Source organism: Ruegeria sp. YTSA219 (assembly GCF_059609985.1).
Window position 1 is genome coordinate 69344 of record NZ_JBXWMT010000007.1, and the last position, 16384, is coordinate 85727.

The 16384-nt window shown below is 58.2% G+C and carries 13 protein-coding genes and 1 pseudogene; 11 read left to right on the forward strand and 3 right to left on the reverse strand.

What is annotated here, in order from left to right; all coding sequences use genetic code 11:
* Positions 1-67 precede the first annotated feature (67 nt).
* The 3 genes and pseudogenes from AC2FFB_RS11560 (at position 68) to AC2FFB_RS11570 (ending at position 3651) form a co-directional block, all read left to right on the forward strand.
* A complete protein-coding gene (locus AC2FFB_RS11560) occupies positions 68-2200 on the forward strand; it encodes a malate synthase G (protein WP_496874924.1) in 2133 nt (710 codons plus the stop codon).
* A 25-nt stretch (positions 2201-2225) separates the two neighbouring features.
* Positions 2226-2651: pseudogene (locus AC2FFB_RS11565) on the forward strand (GlcG/HbpS family heme-binding protein).
* A gap of 220 nt (positions 2652-2871) precedes the next feature.
* Positions 2872-3651, forward strand: coding sequence for a gamma-glutamyl-gamma-aminobutyrate hydrolase family protein (locus tag AC2FFB_RS11570; protein ID WP_142634959.1), 780 nt, complete (start codon positions 2872-2874; stop codon positions 3649-3651).
* Between the two features lie 42 nt (positions 3652-3693).
* On the opposite strand, the gene AC2FFB_RS11575 is transcribed toward AC2FFB_RS11570, so the two are convergent.
* Both AC2FFB_RS11575 and AC2FFB_RS11580 read right to left on the reverse strand, forming a co-directional pair.
* A complete protein-coding gene (locus tag AC2FFB_RS11575; protein WP_496874925.1) occupies positions 3694-5934 on the reverse strand; it encodes a xanthine dehydrogenase family protein molybdopterin-binding subunit in 2241 nt (746 codons plus the stop codon).
* Positions 5935-5937: 3 nt separating this feature from the next.
* Positions 5938-6402, reverse strand: a complete 465-nt coding sequence (locus AC2FFB_RS11580; protein WP_496874926.1) for a (2Fe-2S)-binding protein — start codon at positions 6400-6402, stop codon at positions 5938-5940.
* 102 nt (positions 6403-6504) lie between these two features.
* On the opposite strand from AC2FFB_RS11580, the gene AC2FFB_RS11585 reads away from it, so the two are divergent.
* On the forward strand, positions 6505-7083 hold the full coding sequence (locus tag AC2FFB_RS11585; protein ID WP_496874927.1) for a TetR/AcrR family transcriptional regulator: 579 nt from the start codon (positions 6505-6507) through the stop codon (positions 7081-7083).
* Here AC2FFB_RS11585 and kynU read toward each other — a convergent pair.
* Entirely contained in the window at positions 7076-8269 is a 1194-nt protein-coding gene (kynU, locus tag AC2FFB_RS11590) for a kynureninase (RefSeq protein ID WP_496874928.1), read from the reverse strand. The two genes, AC2FFB_RS11585 and kynU, sit on opposite strands and share 8 nt — an antisense overlap.
* A gap of 183 nt (positions 8270-8452) precedes the next feature.
* Between kynU and AC2FFB_RS11595 the strand changes: the two genes are divergently transcribed.
* The 7 genes from AC2FFB_RS11595 (at position 8453) to AC2FFB_RS11625 (ending at position 16372) form a co-directional block, all read left to right on the forward strand.
* A complete protein-coding gene (locus AC2FFB_RS11595) occupies positions 8453-8905 on the forward strand; it encodes a methyltransferase family protein (RefSeq protein WP_496693938.1) in 453 nt (150 codons plus the stop codon).
* Between the two features lie 128 nt (positions 8906-9033).
* The gene (locus tag AC2FFB_RS11600; RefSeq protein ID WP_142634946.1) at positions 9034-10605 is read left to right on the forward strand and encodes a Re/Si-specific NAD(P)(+) transhydrogenase subunit alpha; all 1572 of its coding nucleotides are present in this window, start codon (positions 9034-9036) and stop codon (positions 10603-10605) included.
* A gap of 13 nt (positions 10606-10618) precedes the next feature.
* A complete protein-coding gene (locus tag AC2FFB_RS11605; RefSeq protein WP_271950227.1) occupies positions 10619-12073 on the forward strand; it encodes an NAD(P)(+) transhydrogenase (Re/Si-specific) subunit beta in 1455 nt (484 codons plus the stop codon).
* Positions 12074-12233: 160 nt separating this feature from the next.
* Positions 12234-12590: a VOC family protein gene (locus tag AC2FFB_RS11610; RefSeq protein ID WP_496689734.1), complete on the forward strand. Its 357-nt coding sequence runs from the start codon at positions 12234-12236 to the stop codon at positions 12588-12590.
* Positions 12591-12698: 108 nt separating this feature from the next.
* Entirely contained in the window at positions 12699-13976 is a 1278-nt protein-coding gene (locus tag AC2FFB_RS11615; RefSeq protein ID WP_142634941.1) for a DUF3422 family protein, read from the forward strand.
* 68 nt (positions 13977-14044) lie between these two features.
* Entirely contained in the window at positions 14045-15193 is a 1149-nt protein-coding gene (locus AC2FFB_RS11620; protein ID WP_496693937.1) for an MFS transporter, read from the forward strand.
* 15 nt (positions 15194-15208) lie between these two features.
* Positions 15209-16372 carry a M20 aminoacylase family protein gene (locus tag AC2FFB_RS11625; RefSeq protein WP_496874929.1) on the forward strand — a complete coding sequence of 388 codons (1164 nt, stop codon included), beginning with the start codon at positions 15209-15211 and terminating at the stop codon, positions 16370-16372.
* The last annotated feature ends 12 nt before the right edge of the window (positions 16373-16384 follow it).

The window sequence follows — 16384 nt, forward strand, 5'->3', positions numbered from 1 at the left end:
TGCCTATCGGAAATATCCGCCCTAATTGGGGCCTGTATACAACGGCGTACATACGAGGGAATGTGGCATGAGCAGCAGACAGGTGCGGAGCGGACTCAAGGTCGACGGGATTCTGACCGAATTCATAGAAGGGCATGCTCTGTCTGGAACAGGCGTTGCGGCTGACACCTTCTGGAACGGGCTTGCGCAGATGGTTCACGAGTTGGGCCCAAAGAACCGTACACTTTTGGCAAAGCGGGCCGATATCCAGGGGCGCGTCGATGCCTGGCATCTGGAAAACAATGGCCAGCCGCATAATGCTGCCGCCTATCAGGATTTCCTGCGCGAGATCGGTTATTTGGTGGCTGAAGGCGGGGATTTTCAGATCGAAACTGACAATGTCGATCCCGAGGTCGCGTTGATTCCCGGTCCTCAACTGGTGGTTCCTATTACCAATGCGCGTTTTGCACTGAACGCTGCGAATGCGCGCTGGGGCAGCTTGTATGACGCGCTTTATGGCACCGACGCGATGGGCGATCTTCCCGTCGGTGGTGGTTATGATGATGCGCGCGGAGCACGCGTGATTGCTTGGGCCAAAGCGTTTCTGGACGATGCCGCCCCGCTGGCCAGCGGATCGTGGGCTGAAATGTCAGAACTGCGCGTTGAAAATGGGGTTCTGGTGCCCGCGCTGGCAGATCCAGCGCAGTTTGTGGGTTTTGGCGGTGCCGCTGAAAACCCGGACTTTGTTCTGCTGAAGAACAACGGTCTGCATGTCAAAGTCGTGATTGACGCTTCCAGCACCATTGGCGCCACCGACCCGGCCGGTATTGCTGACGTGCATCTTGAATCGGCGCTGTCGACGATCATGGACTGCGAAGATTCAGTCGCCTGCGTGGATGCCGAGGACAAGGTGGTTGCCTATGGCAACTGGCTGGGCCTGATGAAGGGCGATCTGACCGAAGAGGTCAGCAAAGGCGGCACGACTTTTACACGCAAACTGTCCGATGACCTAACCTTTACCGCAGCAGATGGCGGGATAGGCGTTCTCAAGGGCCGGTCGCTGATGCTGGTCCGCAATGTTGGCCACCTGATGACCAATCCGGCCGTTCTGGATGCTGAAGGGTGCGAGATCGGCGAAGGTCTGATGGACGCGCTGTGCACCACTCTCATTGCGATGCACGACCTGCAGCGCGATGGCGGCAACTCGGTCACTGGTTCGGTCTACGTGGTAAAGCCTAAGATGCACGGACCTGAAGAGGTTGCCTTTGCCGTCGAAATTTTCGATATGGTTGAAGACATCCTCGGCCTGCCGCGCAACACCGTAAAGCTCGGTATTATGGATGAAGAGCGCCGCACCTCGGCGAACCTCAAGGAATGTATCCGCGCCGCCAAATCGCGCGTGGCCTTCATCAACACCGGCTTTCTGGACCGGACCGGGGATGAGATCCACACCTCGATGGAGGCAGGACCAATGCTGCCCAAGGGAGACATAAAGAACACGCCGTGGATTGCGTCTTATGAAGATCGCAATGTTGATATCGGTCTGGCATGTGGCTTGAAGGGCAAGGCACAGATTGGCAAAGGCATGTGGGCGATGCCCGACCGTATGGGTGACATGCTGGACGCCAAGATCGGTCACCCGAAATCGGGCGCAACTTGCGCCTGGGTGCCGTCGCCGACTGCCGCGACACTGCACGCAACACATTATCATAAGGTCAACGTCCTAGAGCGCCAGGACGAATTGGCTGCCGGTGGCGCACGTGGTACGCTGGATGATCTGCTGACTGTGCCTTTGCTGGGCGGCCGCAACCTCAGCGAGGATGAGATTGCGCGTGAGATCGAAAACAACGCGCAAGGCATCCTGGGCTATGTGGTTCGCTGGGTCGATCAAGGTGTTGGCTGTTCAAAAGTGCCGGACATCAATGATGTTGGCCTGATGGAAGACCGTGCCACCTGCCGGATTTCGTCTCAGGCCTTGGCCAACTGGCTGCATCATGGCACTGTCGATGAGGCGCAAGTCATGGCCGCGATGCGGAAAATGGCCGTAGTGGTCGATCGGCAGAATGATAGCGATCCGGCGTATCGCCCAATGGCTCCCGGTTTCGACGGGATCGCCTTCCAGGCGGCCTGTGATTTGGTTTTCAAAGGCCGTGTTCAGCCTTCGGGTTATACCGAACCTGTCCTGCACGCCCGCCGACTGGAGATGAAAGCCAGCCTTTAACCCAACAGAAATGACTGGATCGAATATGGTAATTTCTTTGCGCAAAGCCCGTACCCTTATCCGCAAAGCCCTTGAAAAAGGGCGCGAGTTGGGGCTGAAACCCCTCTAGGTCATCGTTCTTGATGCTGGTGGCCACGTCATCGCGTTTGAGCGTGAAGACGGTGCTGCCCCTGGTCGTTTTGCGATTGCGCAGGGCAAGGCCTATGGCTCGGTCATGCTGGGGATGGCGGGCACAGCCCAGATGCAACGCGCCGAGGCGCAGGCCTATTTCATGGCCGCCGTAAACGGTGTTTATGGCGGTCAGGTCGTGCCGGTTCCGGGTGGTGTTCTGCTACGTGACCGAAAAGGTGCCGTAATCGGCGCAGTCGGTGTGACCGGCGACACGTCGGATAACGACGCCATCGCTGCCATGGCCGGGATCGAAGCGGCCGGGCTGACTGGCGAAGTTTGACCTTTGGTGAACTCGGAGAGCCGGCAAAGGCTCTCCGATCTTTACGAGGCACAAGCGGCGCGCAAAGCGAATAGGGCCAATTCGGCGGTGGTCCGATCAGGCCCCTTGTTGTGCAGGGGTGAACAGAGACTTGCGCTGACACACAGGCTATGTGCTATTGCGCGCCTGTGACCCTGTCGATACCTTTCCCGGAACGTACGGAAAGAACTAGGAAAGAATAATGGCTCGACCTGTCGTCGGTATCATCGGCAATTCATATTTGATGAACGATCAATATCCGACTCATGCCGGCGGCACGATGAACTCGGACGCCGTGGCCAATGTCTCGGGTTGCTTGCCGATGCTGATCCCTGCCGACCCGCGGTATGTCTGTGTCGAGGAACTGCTTGAGGTCTGTGATGGTTTCCTGCTGACAGGGGGGCGTCCCAATGTTCACCCCGAGGAATATGGCGAACCTGCGACCGACGCGCATGGCGATTTCGACCGGGCGCGCGATGCGATCACGTTACCCTTGGTGCGGGCCTGTGTCGAAAGAGGGCAGCCCTTTTTCGGCATCTGCCGCGGCTTTCAGGAGGTCAACGTGGCCATGGGCGGAACGCTTTATCCAGAAATCCGCGATCTGCCGGGGCGCATGAACCATCGGATGCCCCCCGACGGTACCTTGGAAGAGAAATTTGCCCTACGCCATGTGGTCAACCTGACCGAGGGGGGCGTGTTTCATCGGTTGATGGGCGCTGCCGAGGTGATGACCAACACGCTGCACGGGCAGGGGATCAAAACTGTTGGACATCGCATTGTGATTGACGGCGCTGCACCAGACGGCACGCCCGAGGCGATTTATGTGCAGGACGCGCCCGGTTTCACCCTGTCGGTGCAATGGCACCCGGAATGGGACGCGGTCAATGACCCTGTCTCGCGGCCGCTTTTTGAGGCGTTTGGCGATGCGGCACGCGACTGGTCCGCAGGAGTGCGATCGGGATTGGTTAAACAAACCGCCTGAGTCCCTCCGCCGGCCCTGATTGAAGGGACCGGCGCTTTGCTATCAAACCAGCAGATTGAATTGATTGATCAACGGCAAGCTGCGGGCGCGCTTGCCGGTAAGGTCGAACAGGGCGTTGCCAAGTGCTGGCATCGACGGAGGCGTGCCCGGTTCACCCACACCACCCAGATGGCGATTGGTTTCCAGAATACGAACCTCGGTCACCGGGGCGTTATGCATCCGCAGCGCGTCATAGTCGGGGAAGTTATATTGCTCGACCTCACCGTCGGCGAAGGTGATCTCGCCCATCACGGCTGCTGACAGGCCATAGATCATGCCACCGAACATCTGCGCCTCGACCGTTCCGGGATCCAGCGCCAGACCCACATCGCAGGCGATCCACGCCTTTGCGATGCGAATGGTGCCGTCCTCATCGACCACTTCGACCACCTGCGCCACAGGCGTGCCAAAGCTGTAGGTCATTGCCACGCCACGACCAACACCGGCGGGCGTTTCACCCGTCCAGCCTGACATTTCCTTGACGGCTTGCAGGACAGCTGCCGACGGTGCGTGCTCGGTTTGGGCCAGCTCAAGACGGAACTCCAGCGGGTCACGACCGGCGGCCAGGGCCAGCTCGTCCATGAATGTCTCGTGGAAGAACCCGTTATGGCTATTGCCGACCGAACGCCAGAACCCGACAGGTACATGCAGATCGGCGATGTGGCCGCTGACGCGGTAGTTCGGCACGGCATAGGGCTGGTTAAAAAGACCTTCGACCAGGACCTTGTCGGGGCCAGCGCCGGGCAGGCCCGATATGCGTTCCACGGCCTGTTGCGTGCAGGATTGCGATGCAACCTTGGCGTCGATCAGAACTGCCTTGCCGTCTTTGACCGCGCCGCGCATCCGCGCCAGCGCGCCGGGGCGGTAGAAATCGTGGCGCATGTCCTCTTCACGGCTCCAGGTGGTCTGGACCGGAGTATTGGGCATGGCCATGGCGACCTTGGTTGCGATTTCGATGAAATCCAGCTCTCCGCGACGACCAAATCCGCCACCAAGATAGGGGGTGTGAATCTCGACCACTTCTTTATCCAGATTCGCCGTATTTGCAGCGCGGGTCAGAAGGAAGGTCGGCGCCTGGTTGCCACACCACAGCTTGAGCTTGGAACCGGTGAACAGCGCGGTGGCGTTCATCGGTTCCATCGTGGAATGTGCCAGATAGGGTACCTGATATTCAGCGGTAATTTCGGTGGCCCCGTCGGGCAGCGTGTCTACATCCCCATCATCGCGCATGGTCGAATTTGGCGAGTCGTCAAACGCCTCGGCAATCTTGGCGAAAATACCGTCGGTATCCGGCGGGTAGGGGGCGTCGGCCCAATCGACCTCTATGGCCTCAACCGCTTGAATGGCCAGCCAGGTGTTATTGGCAATAATCGCTACGCCGTTGCCCAGATCGACCACCTTCTCTACGCCGGGCATGGATTCCGCAGCGCTGGCGTCAAAGCCGTTCATCGCACCGCCTAGTTTCGGGTTCATCCGAACCGAGGCGAATTTCAGACCCTCGGGGCGCACGTCGATGCCGAACTCAGCCGTGCCCGTGGATTTTCCAACCATGTCGACTCGTGGCAGGTTCTGTCCCAGCAAACGCCAATCTGAGGGATCGCGCAGCTCGACCTGCATGGGCTCGATCTGTCCGGCGGCCTCAGCCAGTTCGGTATAGGGAATGCGCGTCCCGTCCGGCGCGATCACGGCGCCGTTTTCGGTCTTCAACTGGTCACGCTCCACGCCCAGACGATCAGCAGCGGCTTGTTTCAGTGTTTCGCGGGCGGTGGCCCCTGCCTCGCGCATACGTTCGAACCCGTCGCGCATCGAGGTCGATCCGCCGGTGACCTGCAGGCTGACAACCTTGCCCAGAACGCCTAGCGATTGTGCCAGATTGTGCTGGAAGTTCGAGATGTCATATCCCTTGTTCGGCAGGCTCTCACCCAAAATGGCCGAGTTGTAATAGGCGGCTGCCGCAGGCCCGTGAAGGACCCGGATATCGTCCAATTCGACGTCCAGCTCTTCGGCAATCAGGGCTACCCAAGTGGTCATTACGCCCTGTCCCATCTCGGCACGTGGCGCGAACAGGGTTACGCCCTGCTGATCAATCAGGATGAACGGGCTAAGCGCGGTTTCCCCATCGCCAGGCTTCAGCGGGTTGGCTGCCGGGCGGCTGACATAATAGGCGCCAAACGCGACGCCGCCAACAATGGCGGCTGAGCCGATGAGAAACGTGCGGCGAAGAATTTTTCCTACGGAGGCCATCGCTTATGCCTCCTTCAGTCTGGAGGCTGCGTCATGGATCGCGGCACGGATACGGGGATAGGTGCCGCAGCGGCACAGATTGCCCTGCATCGCATCGTCTATGTCCTGATCCGTGGGGCTGGGGTTCTCGGCCAATAGCGCGGCGACCTGCATGACCTGACCCGACTGGCAATAACCGCATTGCGCAACCTGATGGTCAACCCAGGCCTGCTGTATCTTGGCCATCGCGTCCGGGCTGCCCAGACCTTCGATTGTGGTGACGTCACCCCAGACATCGGACAAGGCAACCTGGCAAGAGCGCACGGCTTCTCCGTCTATATGAACGGTACAGGCGCCGCATGCCGCAACCCCGCAGCCAAACTTGGTGCCGGTCAGTCCGATCTCGTCGCGCAGAACCCATAAAAGGGGGACATCCTCGGGTAGATCGACCTCATATGACGTCCCATTTATCTTTAAGCTGGCCGTCATAGCTGCGTCTCCCTCTTGGCATTTAGTGACGTTCTGACATAAATGGGTGTGAGTGTCAGAGTGTCAACTGACAAATTGAGTGAAAAGTGTCAAAAGGTACAGATGAGAGACTTCGTGCTAGACGCAAAGTGCCTTGCCATACTGGATTCGGCGCGTAAGGCATTCGCGGCTTACGGATTTAAAAAGACGTCGATGGATGAAATCGCAAAGGGCGTGGGGATCTCGCGCCCGGCATTGTATCTGTATTTCGACAACAAAGAGGCGATCCTGCGCAGACTCACCGAGTTGCACTATGAGGAGAAGATCGAAGCCGTTACGAAAGCCCTTCATGCAGACGGCTCGGTTTCGCAGATCATCGGCCGGGCAATCCACGTGCAGACCGATGGTATGGCTCAGATCATGTCCTCTCCACACGGGATGGAACTGTTGGATGCAGGAAAGTCGCTGGCCTCGGATATCATCACGCAGGGCGAGGCCCGGCTGCAATCTTTATATACCGGGTGGCTACAGAAAGAAGCGTCGAATGATCGTGTCCGTTTGTTTGATGGCGCAAGAGAGACTGCGGAGACCATTGCCTCTGCGCTGCGGGGAAACAAAATCAGCGCGACGGATTTTCAAGAATTTGACCGGATGAACTCGAACCTTGCCGCCATGATTGGTGCAGCGTTGGAAATCAGGTAACCCGCTGTCTGACTTTGTATTCCGGTGCGTCCCATAACCGGTTGGTCATGATGTCGGCCAGAATGTCCACCGCGCCGTTTACATCCTGCTCGTCGATATAAAGCGGGGTGAACCCAAAGCGCATGATGTCCGGAGCGCGGAAATCACCGATCACGCCGCGCGCGATCAAGGCCTGCATTGCGGCATAGCCATCGGCGAAACGGAATGAAACCTGACTGCCACGCTGCGCAGGGTCGCGGGGGCTGGCCAGTTTCAGGTCAGGGCAGGTGGTCTCGACGCCCGAAATAAACAGCTCGGTCAGTTCGATTGACTTGGCGCGCACGTCCATGATGTTGGCCATGTCCCAGATGTCCATCGCCGCAGACAGCGCGGTCATCTGGATGATCGGAGGTGTGCCGACACGCATCCGCTCGATACCCTGTCCGGGGCGGTAATCCAGATCGAACGTGAACGGGGCTTCATGGCCCAGCCACCCGGATAATGCAGGGCGCACGCGATCCGCATGGCGGGGCGCCACATAGATGAACGCCGGCGCGCCGGGGCCTCCGTTCAGATACTTATAGCTGCAGCCAACGGCAAAATCCGCTTTGCAACTGGACAGCTCAACCGGGATCGCCCCTGCGGAATGGGCCAAATCCCAAACGGTTATTGTGCCGTTCGCATGAGCCTGTTCCGTCAGCGCCTTCATGTCATGGATCCGGCCAGACCGGTAATCGACCTCGGTCAGCATCAGAACCGCGACGTCTTTGGTGATGTTTTCGGCAACATCCTCGGGTGCGACCACCCGTAATTCGTATTCCGATCCGAGTGAACGCAGCAGACCGTCGACCATATAAAGGTCCGAAGGGAAATTGCCGTTATCAGACAGCACAACCTTGCGGTCGGGGCAAAGCTCCAGCGCCGAGGCAACAGCCTGATAGACCTTGATCGACAGGGTATCGCCGGTCACGATGGTACCCGGTTCCGCACCGATCAACCGTCCGATACGGTCGCCAAGCCCGGTCGGAAGCCCCATCCACCCGGCCTTGTTCCAACCGGTGATCAGCATTTGACCCCATTCGTGTGTCATCATTCCACTCACCCGCTCGGCGGCAGCACGTGGCAATGGGCCAAGCGAGTTGCCGTCCAGATAAATGGTTCCATTCGGCAGATCGAACATGGCTTTGGTTGCAGCGAAATCAGTCATGGAGGTCCTGTGCAGAATTCTGACAAATGTCTGACTAAAGGGCTATCTGATCAGTTCTGCCGTGTCTACGCGTTCGGCCGAAAATGCACAGATGCGACCAACTGTGGTTTTGCTTTCGTGGATGCAAAGCGGTACATACCCCGACAAATGCGACATCCATACCGCAGGATCAGAGGAACAAGCATGAAGCGCAAACTCGACATTCCGCCCGCTTGGTTGGTGGCCTTTGCTGTTCTCGCCTGGCTGCAGGCGACCTATGCGTCCTTCGGTCTGTCGCTGGCCAGCGGGTTTACCGACCTGCTCAGCGGCCTTCTGATCGGGGGCGGCGTCGTTCTTGTCGTGCTGGCGATTGCCGAGTTTCGTCGGCATCGAACGACCGTCCTGCCGCATGAAACTCCATCGAGTCTGGTTCAAACAGGTATCTTCAAGCGCAGCCGCAATCCGATCTACGTTGGCGATGTACTTATTCTGGCCGGCTTGATTCTGCGTTTTGACGCGGTGCTGTCCTTGGTGTTGATGCCTGTTTTTGTCTGGATTTTGGAACGCAGGTTTATTGTGCCGGAAGAAAACCGTATGCGCCGTGCCTTTCGCACGGATTTCGCCAGATATGAAAGGCAAACCCGCCGCTGGATCTGAGGTTGACGGGATTTTACACGACGTAACAATGCTGCGCTTGCGAAATAATCTTGCGCAGTTAAAACTGGTTCTTCAGATAGAATGCCAACTATCCTTGCGAACTGACCGAAAATTAGGGGGACGCGCCGTTGAAGATTGGAACGCCAAAGGAAACATTTGACGGTGAGAACCGGGTCGCGATGACTCCGGATTCAGCCCGTCAACTGCAAAAGCTCGGGTATGAGTGCCTGATCGAGAAAGGGGCCGGCGCTGCGGCCGGGTTCTCGGACGCCACATATAAAGAGGCGGGTGTCGAGGTTATCGGAACCGCGGCGGCGCTGTGGAAAGCCGCCGACATCGTCGCCAAGGTACGTCAGCCAAATGAAACCGAGCTGAAGCGTCTTGCAAAGGGCAAGACATTGATCTCGTTCTTCAACCCCGCAGGGAATGAAAAGGGCATGGAGGCCGCCAAGTCCAAGGGCGCCAACGTGATCGCCATGGAAATGGTGCCGCGTATCAGTCGTGCCCAGAAGATGGACGCTCTGTCGTCGATGGCCAATATCGCGGGCTACCGCGCGGTGATCGAAGCGGGAAACAACTTTGGCCGGTTCTTCACCGGTCAAGTGACGGCTGCTGGTAAAGTACCGCCTGCCAAGGTTCTGATCGTAGGTGCCGGTGTGGCCGGTCTGGCCGCGATCGGGACATCGACCTCGCTGGGGGCAATCACCTATGCGTTCGACGTGCGCCCCGAAGTGGCCGAGCAGGTTGAATCCATGGGCGCCGAATTTGTCTATCTGGACTTCGAAGAAGACCAGCAGGACGGCGCGGCAACCGGCGGTTACGCCAGTGTTCAGTCCGATGAATTCCGCGAGGCACAGCTGGCCAAGTTCCGCGAACTTGCTCCGGAAATGGACATCGTGATCACCACCGCGTTGATCCCGAACCGCGAAGCGCCCGAGCTTTGGACCAAGGACATGGTCGAAGCGATGAAACCGGGTTCGGTGATCGTGGACCTTGCGGCGGAAAAAGGCGGCAACTGCAAGCTGACCGTTGCTGACGAGAAGATCGTGACCGATAATGGCGTGACCATCATCGGCTATACCGATTTCCCAAGCCGGATGGCGGCGCAGTCTTCGTCGCTTTACGCAACCAACATCCGTCACATGATGACAGACCTGACGCCTGAAAAGGATGGTCAGATCAACCATGACATGGAAGACGACGTGATCCGCGGCGCAACCGTGACGCATGAAGGTGAAATCACCTTCCCGCCACCGCCGCCGAAAGTTCAGGCGATTGCCGCTCAGAAAAAGCCTGAGGTCAGGGAGCTGACCCCGGAGGAGAAAAAGGCGCAGGAAGTTGCGGCCTTCAAGGCGCAAACCAAACAGCAGTTCACCTTGCTGGGTATCGGCGGTGCGCTAATGCTGTTGATCGGTCTGATTGCTCCGGCCAGCTTCATGCAGCACTTCATCGTCTTTGTGCTGGCGATCTTCGTGGGATTCCAGGTGATCTGGGGCGTCGCGCACAGCCTGCACACACCGCTTATGGCGATTACCAACGCGATCTCGTCGATCATCATCGTTGGCGCAGTGATGCAGATCGGATCCGGGTCGTTCCTGGTTATTCTGCTGGCGGCTCTGTCCGTTTTCATGGCCGGGATCAACATCTTCGGTGGCTTCCTCGTAACTCGGCGCATGCTTGCCATGTTCCAGAAATCTTAAGGAGGCCGGGCACATGGATTATGGCTTCACCACTGCCGCCTACGTTGTTGCGGCTGTTCTGTTCATCCTCTCGCTTGGCGGCCTGTCGAACCAGGAAAGCGCCAAGCGCGCTGTCTGGTATGGCATCGTCGGTATGGCGCTGGCGGTTTTCGCTACGCTGGTCGGCCCCGGTTCGGGCTTGTGGCTGCTGTCATTGCTGCTGATCATAGGTGGTGGTCTGATCGGTCAATATGTGGCGCAGCGCGTCCAGATGACCGAGATGCCACAGCTTGTGGCTGCGATGCATTCGCTGGTTGGTTTGGCGGCTGTGTTCGTGGGTTTCAACGCGCATTTTGAAATCAAGAATGTCGCCGAAGTTTTTGCGGTTGTTGATGCCGCCAAAGACGTCGACCTTTCCGACCTGGGCGCGTTTGCCAAGCTGATCGCCAAGAAGACAGCGGCAGAGCTGGCAATCCTGCACGTGGAACTGTTCCTGGGCATCTTCATCGGCGCGATCACCTTTACCGGTTCGGTCGTGGCTTATGGCAAGCTGGCTGGCAAGGTTACATCGACGGCAACCAAACTGCCCGGTGGTCACGCGCTGAATGCGTCTGCGGCGGGGCTCTCGCTGATCTGTCTGGTTTGGTACACGTCCACGGGCGGATTCCTGCCCCTGTTCCTGATGACGCTGGCCGCCTTGTTTATTGGTTATCACCTGATCATGGGCATCGGCGGTGCCGACATGCCGGTGGTTGTGTCGATGCTGAACAGCTATTCAGGCTGGGCGGCTGCGGCCATCGGCTTTTCGCTGGGCAACGACCTGCTGATCGTGGTCGGTGCGCTGGTGGGCTCGTCCGGTGCGATCCTCTCCTACATCATGTGTAAGGCGATGAACCGGCACTTTGTCAGTGTGATCCTGGGTGGCTTTGGTGGTCCGCAAGGTGAGCAGATGGCTGTCGAAGGCGAGCAGATTGCAATCGAGGCCGACGGTGTTGCCGCAGCCCTGAATGACGCCGACAGCGTGGTGATCATTCCGGGCTATGGCATGGCCGTGGCGCAGGCACAGCAATCGGTGTCCGAACTGGTTCGCAAGCTGCGGGCGCAGGGCAAGAATGTGCGCTTTGCGATCCACCCGGTTGCCGGTCGTTTGCCGGGCCACATGAACGTTCTGCTGGCCGAGGCCAAGGTGCCGTATGACATCGTTCTGGAAATGGATGAGATCAACGACGACTTCCCGGATACGGATGTTGCCATTGTGATCGGCTCCAACGACATCGTGAACCCTGCGGCGCAAGAAGATCCCAACAGCCCCATTGCCGGCATGCCGGTTCTGGAATGCTGGAAGGCCAAGCAGGTGTTTGTATCCAAGCGTGGTCAGGGCACCGGCTATTCGGGCATCGAAAACCCGCTGTTCTTCAAAGAGAACACCCGCATGTTCTATGGCGACGCGAAACAATCGCTGGACAAGCTGCTGCCAATGATCGATTGATCTAAAGCCTTAACCAAAATGCAAAGGGCGCCTTCGGGCGCCCTTTTCTTGTTTGTCATGTTGGGGGCTTTGCCTCCAAGCCCCCAATATTTTTTTGGCCAGATGAGGCGGGCAGAATGTGGTATCCTTGGGCTATTATAGAGAGACAAGGAGGTGCCCCATGGAAAAGGTCAACGGCATAGGTGGCATGTTTTTTCGCGCCAGAGATCCGGAAGCGTTGCGGGATTGGTACGAGACCCATCTTGGCGTTCATCATTACGATCCCGTCCCCTGGAAACAGCGCGAAGGCTATACGGTCTTTGCCCCGTTTGCGCAGGACACCGATTATTTTGGCCGCGCCGAGCAGCAGTGGATGATCAATTTTCGGGTTGATGATCTGTCTGCCATGACGACCCAGTTGCAAGCCGCAGGCATTGCCGTCGAGACCAATCCTGAATGGGATAGCGAGGTTGGAAAATTCGCACGTATTCACGACCCTGAGGGCAACCCAATCGAACTGTGGCAGCCAAATCAATGACATAAGGGGTTTGTATACCGTAGTATCCATGTAAGCTATTGAAATAAAAAGATAATTGATGTATTTTTGAACTGTCGTATAGTGCGCCGGACAACGCCGGAGCATTCAATGACGCCGATCGACGATCATCCATTGCGCTATTCGCTGGCCAACGAGCTGCATGCGCGCCCGTTTCCCGTGGCCTCGACGCCATGCACCGTTGCGTTTTTGGCCATCAAGAAACCCGTGGCGGCGGTTGCGCGGGACCGGAGCGAAGACATTGCCCATCTGGTCAATCTTCTGGACCGTCACGGTGCGCAGCACCCGCAGCCGGACGCGACGCATTACGCTGGTCAGATCGGGCGTCACTGGCTCAAGTGGGAGCAGCACACGGAATTTGTGACCTATACGGCGATCACCCGGAATGTCAGTGACCGGGCCTTCAACCCCGCTGATTTTGAGGCTTTCCCACCTGATTGGCTGATGGCCAGCCCGGGCCAGAGGATAACCTCGGCCATGGTTCGGGTGACCGAAAGACCAGATGATGAGGCGGTAAAAGCCGCGCTGGCCGAATGGTTCGAACCCGAAAGCCTTGCGGTTGCGCGCGTGCTGGATGATGCTGCGATTTGTGCCAGTGACTTTCGGATTGATCCGGCTGGGCATATGCGGTTCGCGCTCTTCGTGACCAAGGGAACAGGACAGCGCCGAACCGGACGCATCATCCAGCGCCTGTGCGAGATCGAAACCTACAAGGCCATGTCCATGTTGGGCTTTGCTCGCATCAAGCAACTGATGCCGAAAATCGGAGAGCTGGATGGAAAGCTGACCCGGCTTATGGGGCAGATGACAGATAACTCGGCGCATCCTGACGAACTACTGCCGGATCTGCTGTCTACATCCATCGAATTGGAAACGCTTTCTGCCCGATGCGCATTTCGCTTTGGGGCTACCGGGGCCTATGAAGCCATCGTGAACCAACGGATCGAAGTATTGCGCGAGGAAAGGTTCGAGGGCCGTCAGTCCTTTGCCGATTTCATGATGCGCAGGTATGAGCCCGCAATTCGTACTGTTAAAGCCACGGAAAGTCGGCTGCAGACCTTGTCCGACCGGGCGATCCGGGGGGGTGAGTTGCTGCGGACCCGGGTAGATGTGGAACGCAGCGCCCAGAATCAGGCATTGCTGGAAAGTATGGACCGCCGTGCTGATCTGGCCCTGAGGTTGCAGCACACAGTCGAGGGGCTTTCCGTGGTGGCGATTAGCTATTATGCGGTCTCACTGGCCAGCTATCTGTTGTACCCGTTGACCGCCACCGGGATCAGCAAGGGGATGCTGACCGCGGCGGCAACCTTGCCGGTTGTCCTGTGTGTCTGGCTGGGTATCAGGCATATACGAAAGCGGTTGGCCTAATCCGCGTTTGCTAAAACTTCCCTAGGCTGTAGAACTGACAGGGGCGGGCGCGGAGCAAAGGAAAATACGTGATCGGAATTATGGCCGCTTGGCGGGCCGTGGCGGCCATGTTCATTTTGAACGGCGCTTTGTTCGGGATCTGGGCCTCGCGTATTCCCGCAGTCAGGGATCACCTGGACCTATCGCACGAAGCGCTTGGCTATGGCTTGCTGTTCATGGCGGCTGGGGCTGTGTGTTCGTTCCCGGTTACCGGACGTCTGACAGATCGGTTCGGGGCTGTGGTGATCACACGGATCATCGCCATTCTTTATACCGCATCCCTTATCTTGCTGGCCTTTGCCGGAAGCTTTTGGGCATTGGCGTTTTTCCTGTTCGTATTCGGGGCCTTCCACGGCTCAATGGATGTGGCGATGAACGCCTGGGCAGCAGAGGTTGAGCGCGCTTATGACAGGCCCGTTATGTCGTCTTTTCACGCGATGTGGAGCCTGGGGGCCGGTCTGGGAGCGCTGAGCGGATTTGGTGCGATACAGATGGGCCTGACGGTGACACAGCACTTTTTGCTGGCCGGTGGCATCGTAGTTGGGCTGACACTGGCTCTGTCCCGTGTGCAGTGGAATTCACGCCGCGTTGCGCCCTCGGGCGGGGCGATATTTGCACTTCCGTCGGGTGCGTTGATACTTGTCGGGTTTATTGCCCTGTGCGGGGCATTGGGTGAAGGGGCCGTCGCGGACTGGAGCGCGATTTTCCTGCGGGATGTGACCGGTGCACCCGAAAGCGTCGCGGCGCTGGGATATGCCGTCTTTTCGGTGACAATGGTCGCGTTCCGTCTGGTGGGTGGTGTCGTGATCGCGCGGTTCGGACCAACCGCGACGGCCCGTTTCGGAGGGGTATGCGCCGCTTTGGGGGTGCTGGCTGTGGTATCGGCCTATGATGCCGGGATTGCTCTGGTTGGGTTTGGACTGATGGGGCTTGGATATGCAGTGATCATGCCGCTTGCGTTCAGCAGGGCGGCAAATGATCCGCATGTCCCGCCTGGTCAAGCCATCGCCAGCGTGGCCACATTAGGGTATGGCGGGTTGTTGATTGGCCCGCCCCTTATTGGGTTTCTGGCAGAGATGCTTACATTGCGTCTTGCATTCATGGCCTTGCTGCCGCTGGCTGTTTTCATTGTCCTGTTGTCAGGCGCGTTGCGTCCCGGTGACAGCGACGAACGATGATTTTGGGAGATACACATGCCGATCAAAAACCGCTTCGCAGAACTGCAGAGTGAAATCACGGAATGGCGGCGTGATATCCACCAAAATCCAGAGATCCTGTTTGAAACCCATCGCACCAGTGCGCTGGTGGCGGAAAAGCTGAAAGAGTTCGGCTGCGATGAGGTGGTCACCGGAATTGGCCGAACGGGCGTGGTGGGTGTGATCAAGGGCAAGGCGGACACGGTCGGCAAGGTTATCGGTTTGCGTGCCGATATGGATGCGCTGCCGATCCATGAGGCGACCGGATTGGACTATGCCTCGAATACCGATGGGGCGATGCACGCCTGCGGCCATGATGGTCATACTGCGATGTTGTTGGGGGCGGCGAAATACCTTTCGGAAACGCGGAATTTTGACGGGACAGTGGTGGTCATTTTCCAACCTGCCGAAGAAGGCGGCGGCGGTGGTCGTGAGATGTGTGAAGACGGGATGATGGATCGCTGGGGCATTCAGGAAGTATACGGAATGCACAACTGGCCCGGACGTCCGGTGGGCAGTTTCGCCATCCGTCCCGGCGCGTTTTTCGCGGCAACCGATCAGTTCGACATTGTGTTCGAGGGCAAGGGCGGTCACGCAGCCAAACCCCACGAAACCGTGGACACAACCGTTATGGCGGCGCAGGCGGTTCTGGCATTGCAGACCATCGCTTCCCGGAATGCCGATCCGGTGGATCAGGTGGTTGTGTCGGTGACTTCGTTTGAGACCTCTTCAACCGCATTCAACGTGATCCCTCAGACTGTAAAGCTGCGCGGTACGGTCCGTACAATGAGCCGGGACATGCGGGATATGGCCGAAAAGCGCGTGACCGAGATCTGCACCGGAGTGGCCGCCACATTTGGAGGAGCGGTTGAGGTGACCTATTACCGGGGCTACCCGGTGATGGTGAACAGTGATGATCAAACCGATTTCGCAGCGCGGGTGGCGCGGTCCGTCTCGGGCGATTGTGACCAGGCCCCGCTAATCATGGGCGGCGAGGATTTCGCCTTTATGCTCGAAGAACGCCCCGGCGCTTATATTCTGGTGGGTAATGGGGACACCGCAGCAGTTCACCATCCCGAATATAACTTCAACGATGAAGCCATCCCCGCGGGATGCAGCTGGTGGGCCGAAATCGTGGAGCAAAGGATGCCAGCGGCTTGACCCCAAGGGGTA

Bases quoted from the DNA above. Each gene is read 5' to 3' on its own strand.
- AC2FFB_RS11560 (WP_496874924.1), top strand. From the start codon at position 68: ATGAGCAGCAGACAGGTGCGGAGCGGACTCAAGGTCGACGGGATTCTG.
- AC2FFB_RS11615 (WP_142634941.1), top strand. From the start codon at position 12,699: ATGACGCCGATCGACGATCATCCATTGCGCTATTCGCTGGCCAACGAG.
- AC2FFB_RS11575 (WP_496874925.1), bottom strand. From the start codon at position 5,934: ATGGCCTCCGTAGGAAAAATTCTTCGCCGCACGTTTCTCATCGGCTCA.
- AC2FFB_RS11570 (WP_142634959.1), top strand. From the start codon at position 2,872: ATGGCTCGACCTGTCGTCGGTATCATCGGCAATTCATATTTGATGAAC.
- AC2FFB_RS11595 (WP_496693938.1), top strand. From the start codon at position 8,453: ATGAAGCGCAAACTCGACATTCCGCCCGCTTGGTTGGTGGCCTTTGCT.
- AC2FFB_RS11580 (WP_496874926.1), bottom strand. From the start codon at position 6,402: ATGACGGCCAGCTTAAAGATAAATGGGACGTCATATGAGGTCGATCTA.
- AC2FFB_RS11610 (WP_496689734.1), top strand. From the start codon at position 12,234: ATGGAAAAGGTCAACGGCATAGGTGGCATGTTTTTTCGCGCCAGAGAT.
- kynU (WP_496874928.1), bottom strand. From the start codon at position 8,269: ATGACTGATTTCGCTGCAACCAAAGCCATGTTCGATCTGCCGAATGGA.
- AC2FFB_RS11625 (WP_496874929.1), top strand. From the start codon at position 15,209: ATGCCGATCAAAAACCGCTTCGCAGAACTGCAGAGTGAAATCACGGAA.
- AC2FFB_RS11585 (WP_496874927.1), top strand. From the start codon at position 6,505: ATGAGAGACTTCGTGCTAGACGCAAAGTGCCTTGCCATACTGGATTCG.
- AC2FFB_RS11605 (WP_271950227.1), top strand. From the start codon at position 10,619: ATGGATTATGGCTTCACCACTGCCGCCTACGTTGTTGCGGCTGTTCTG.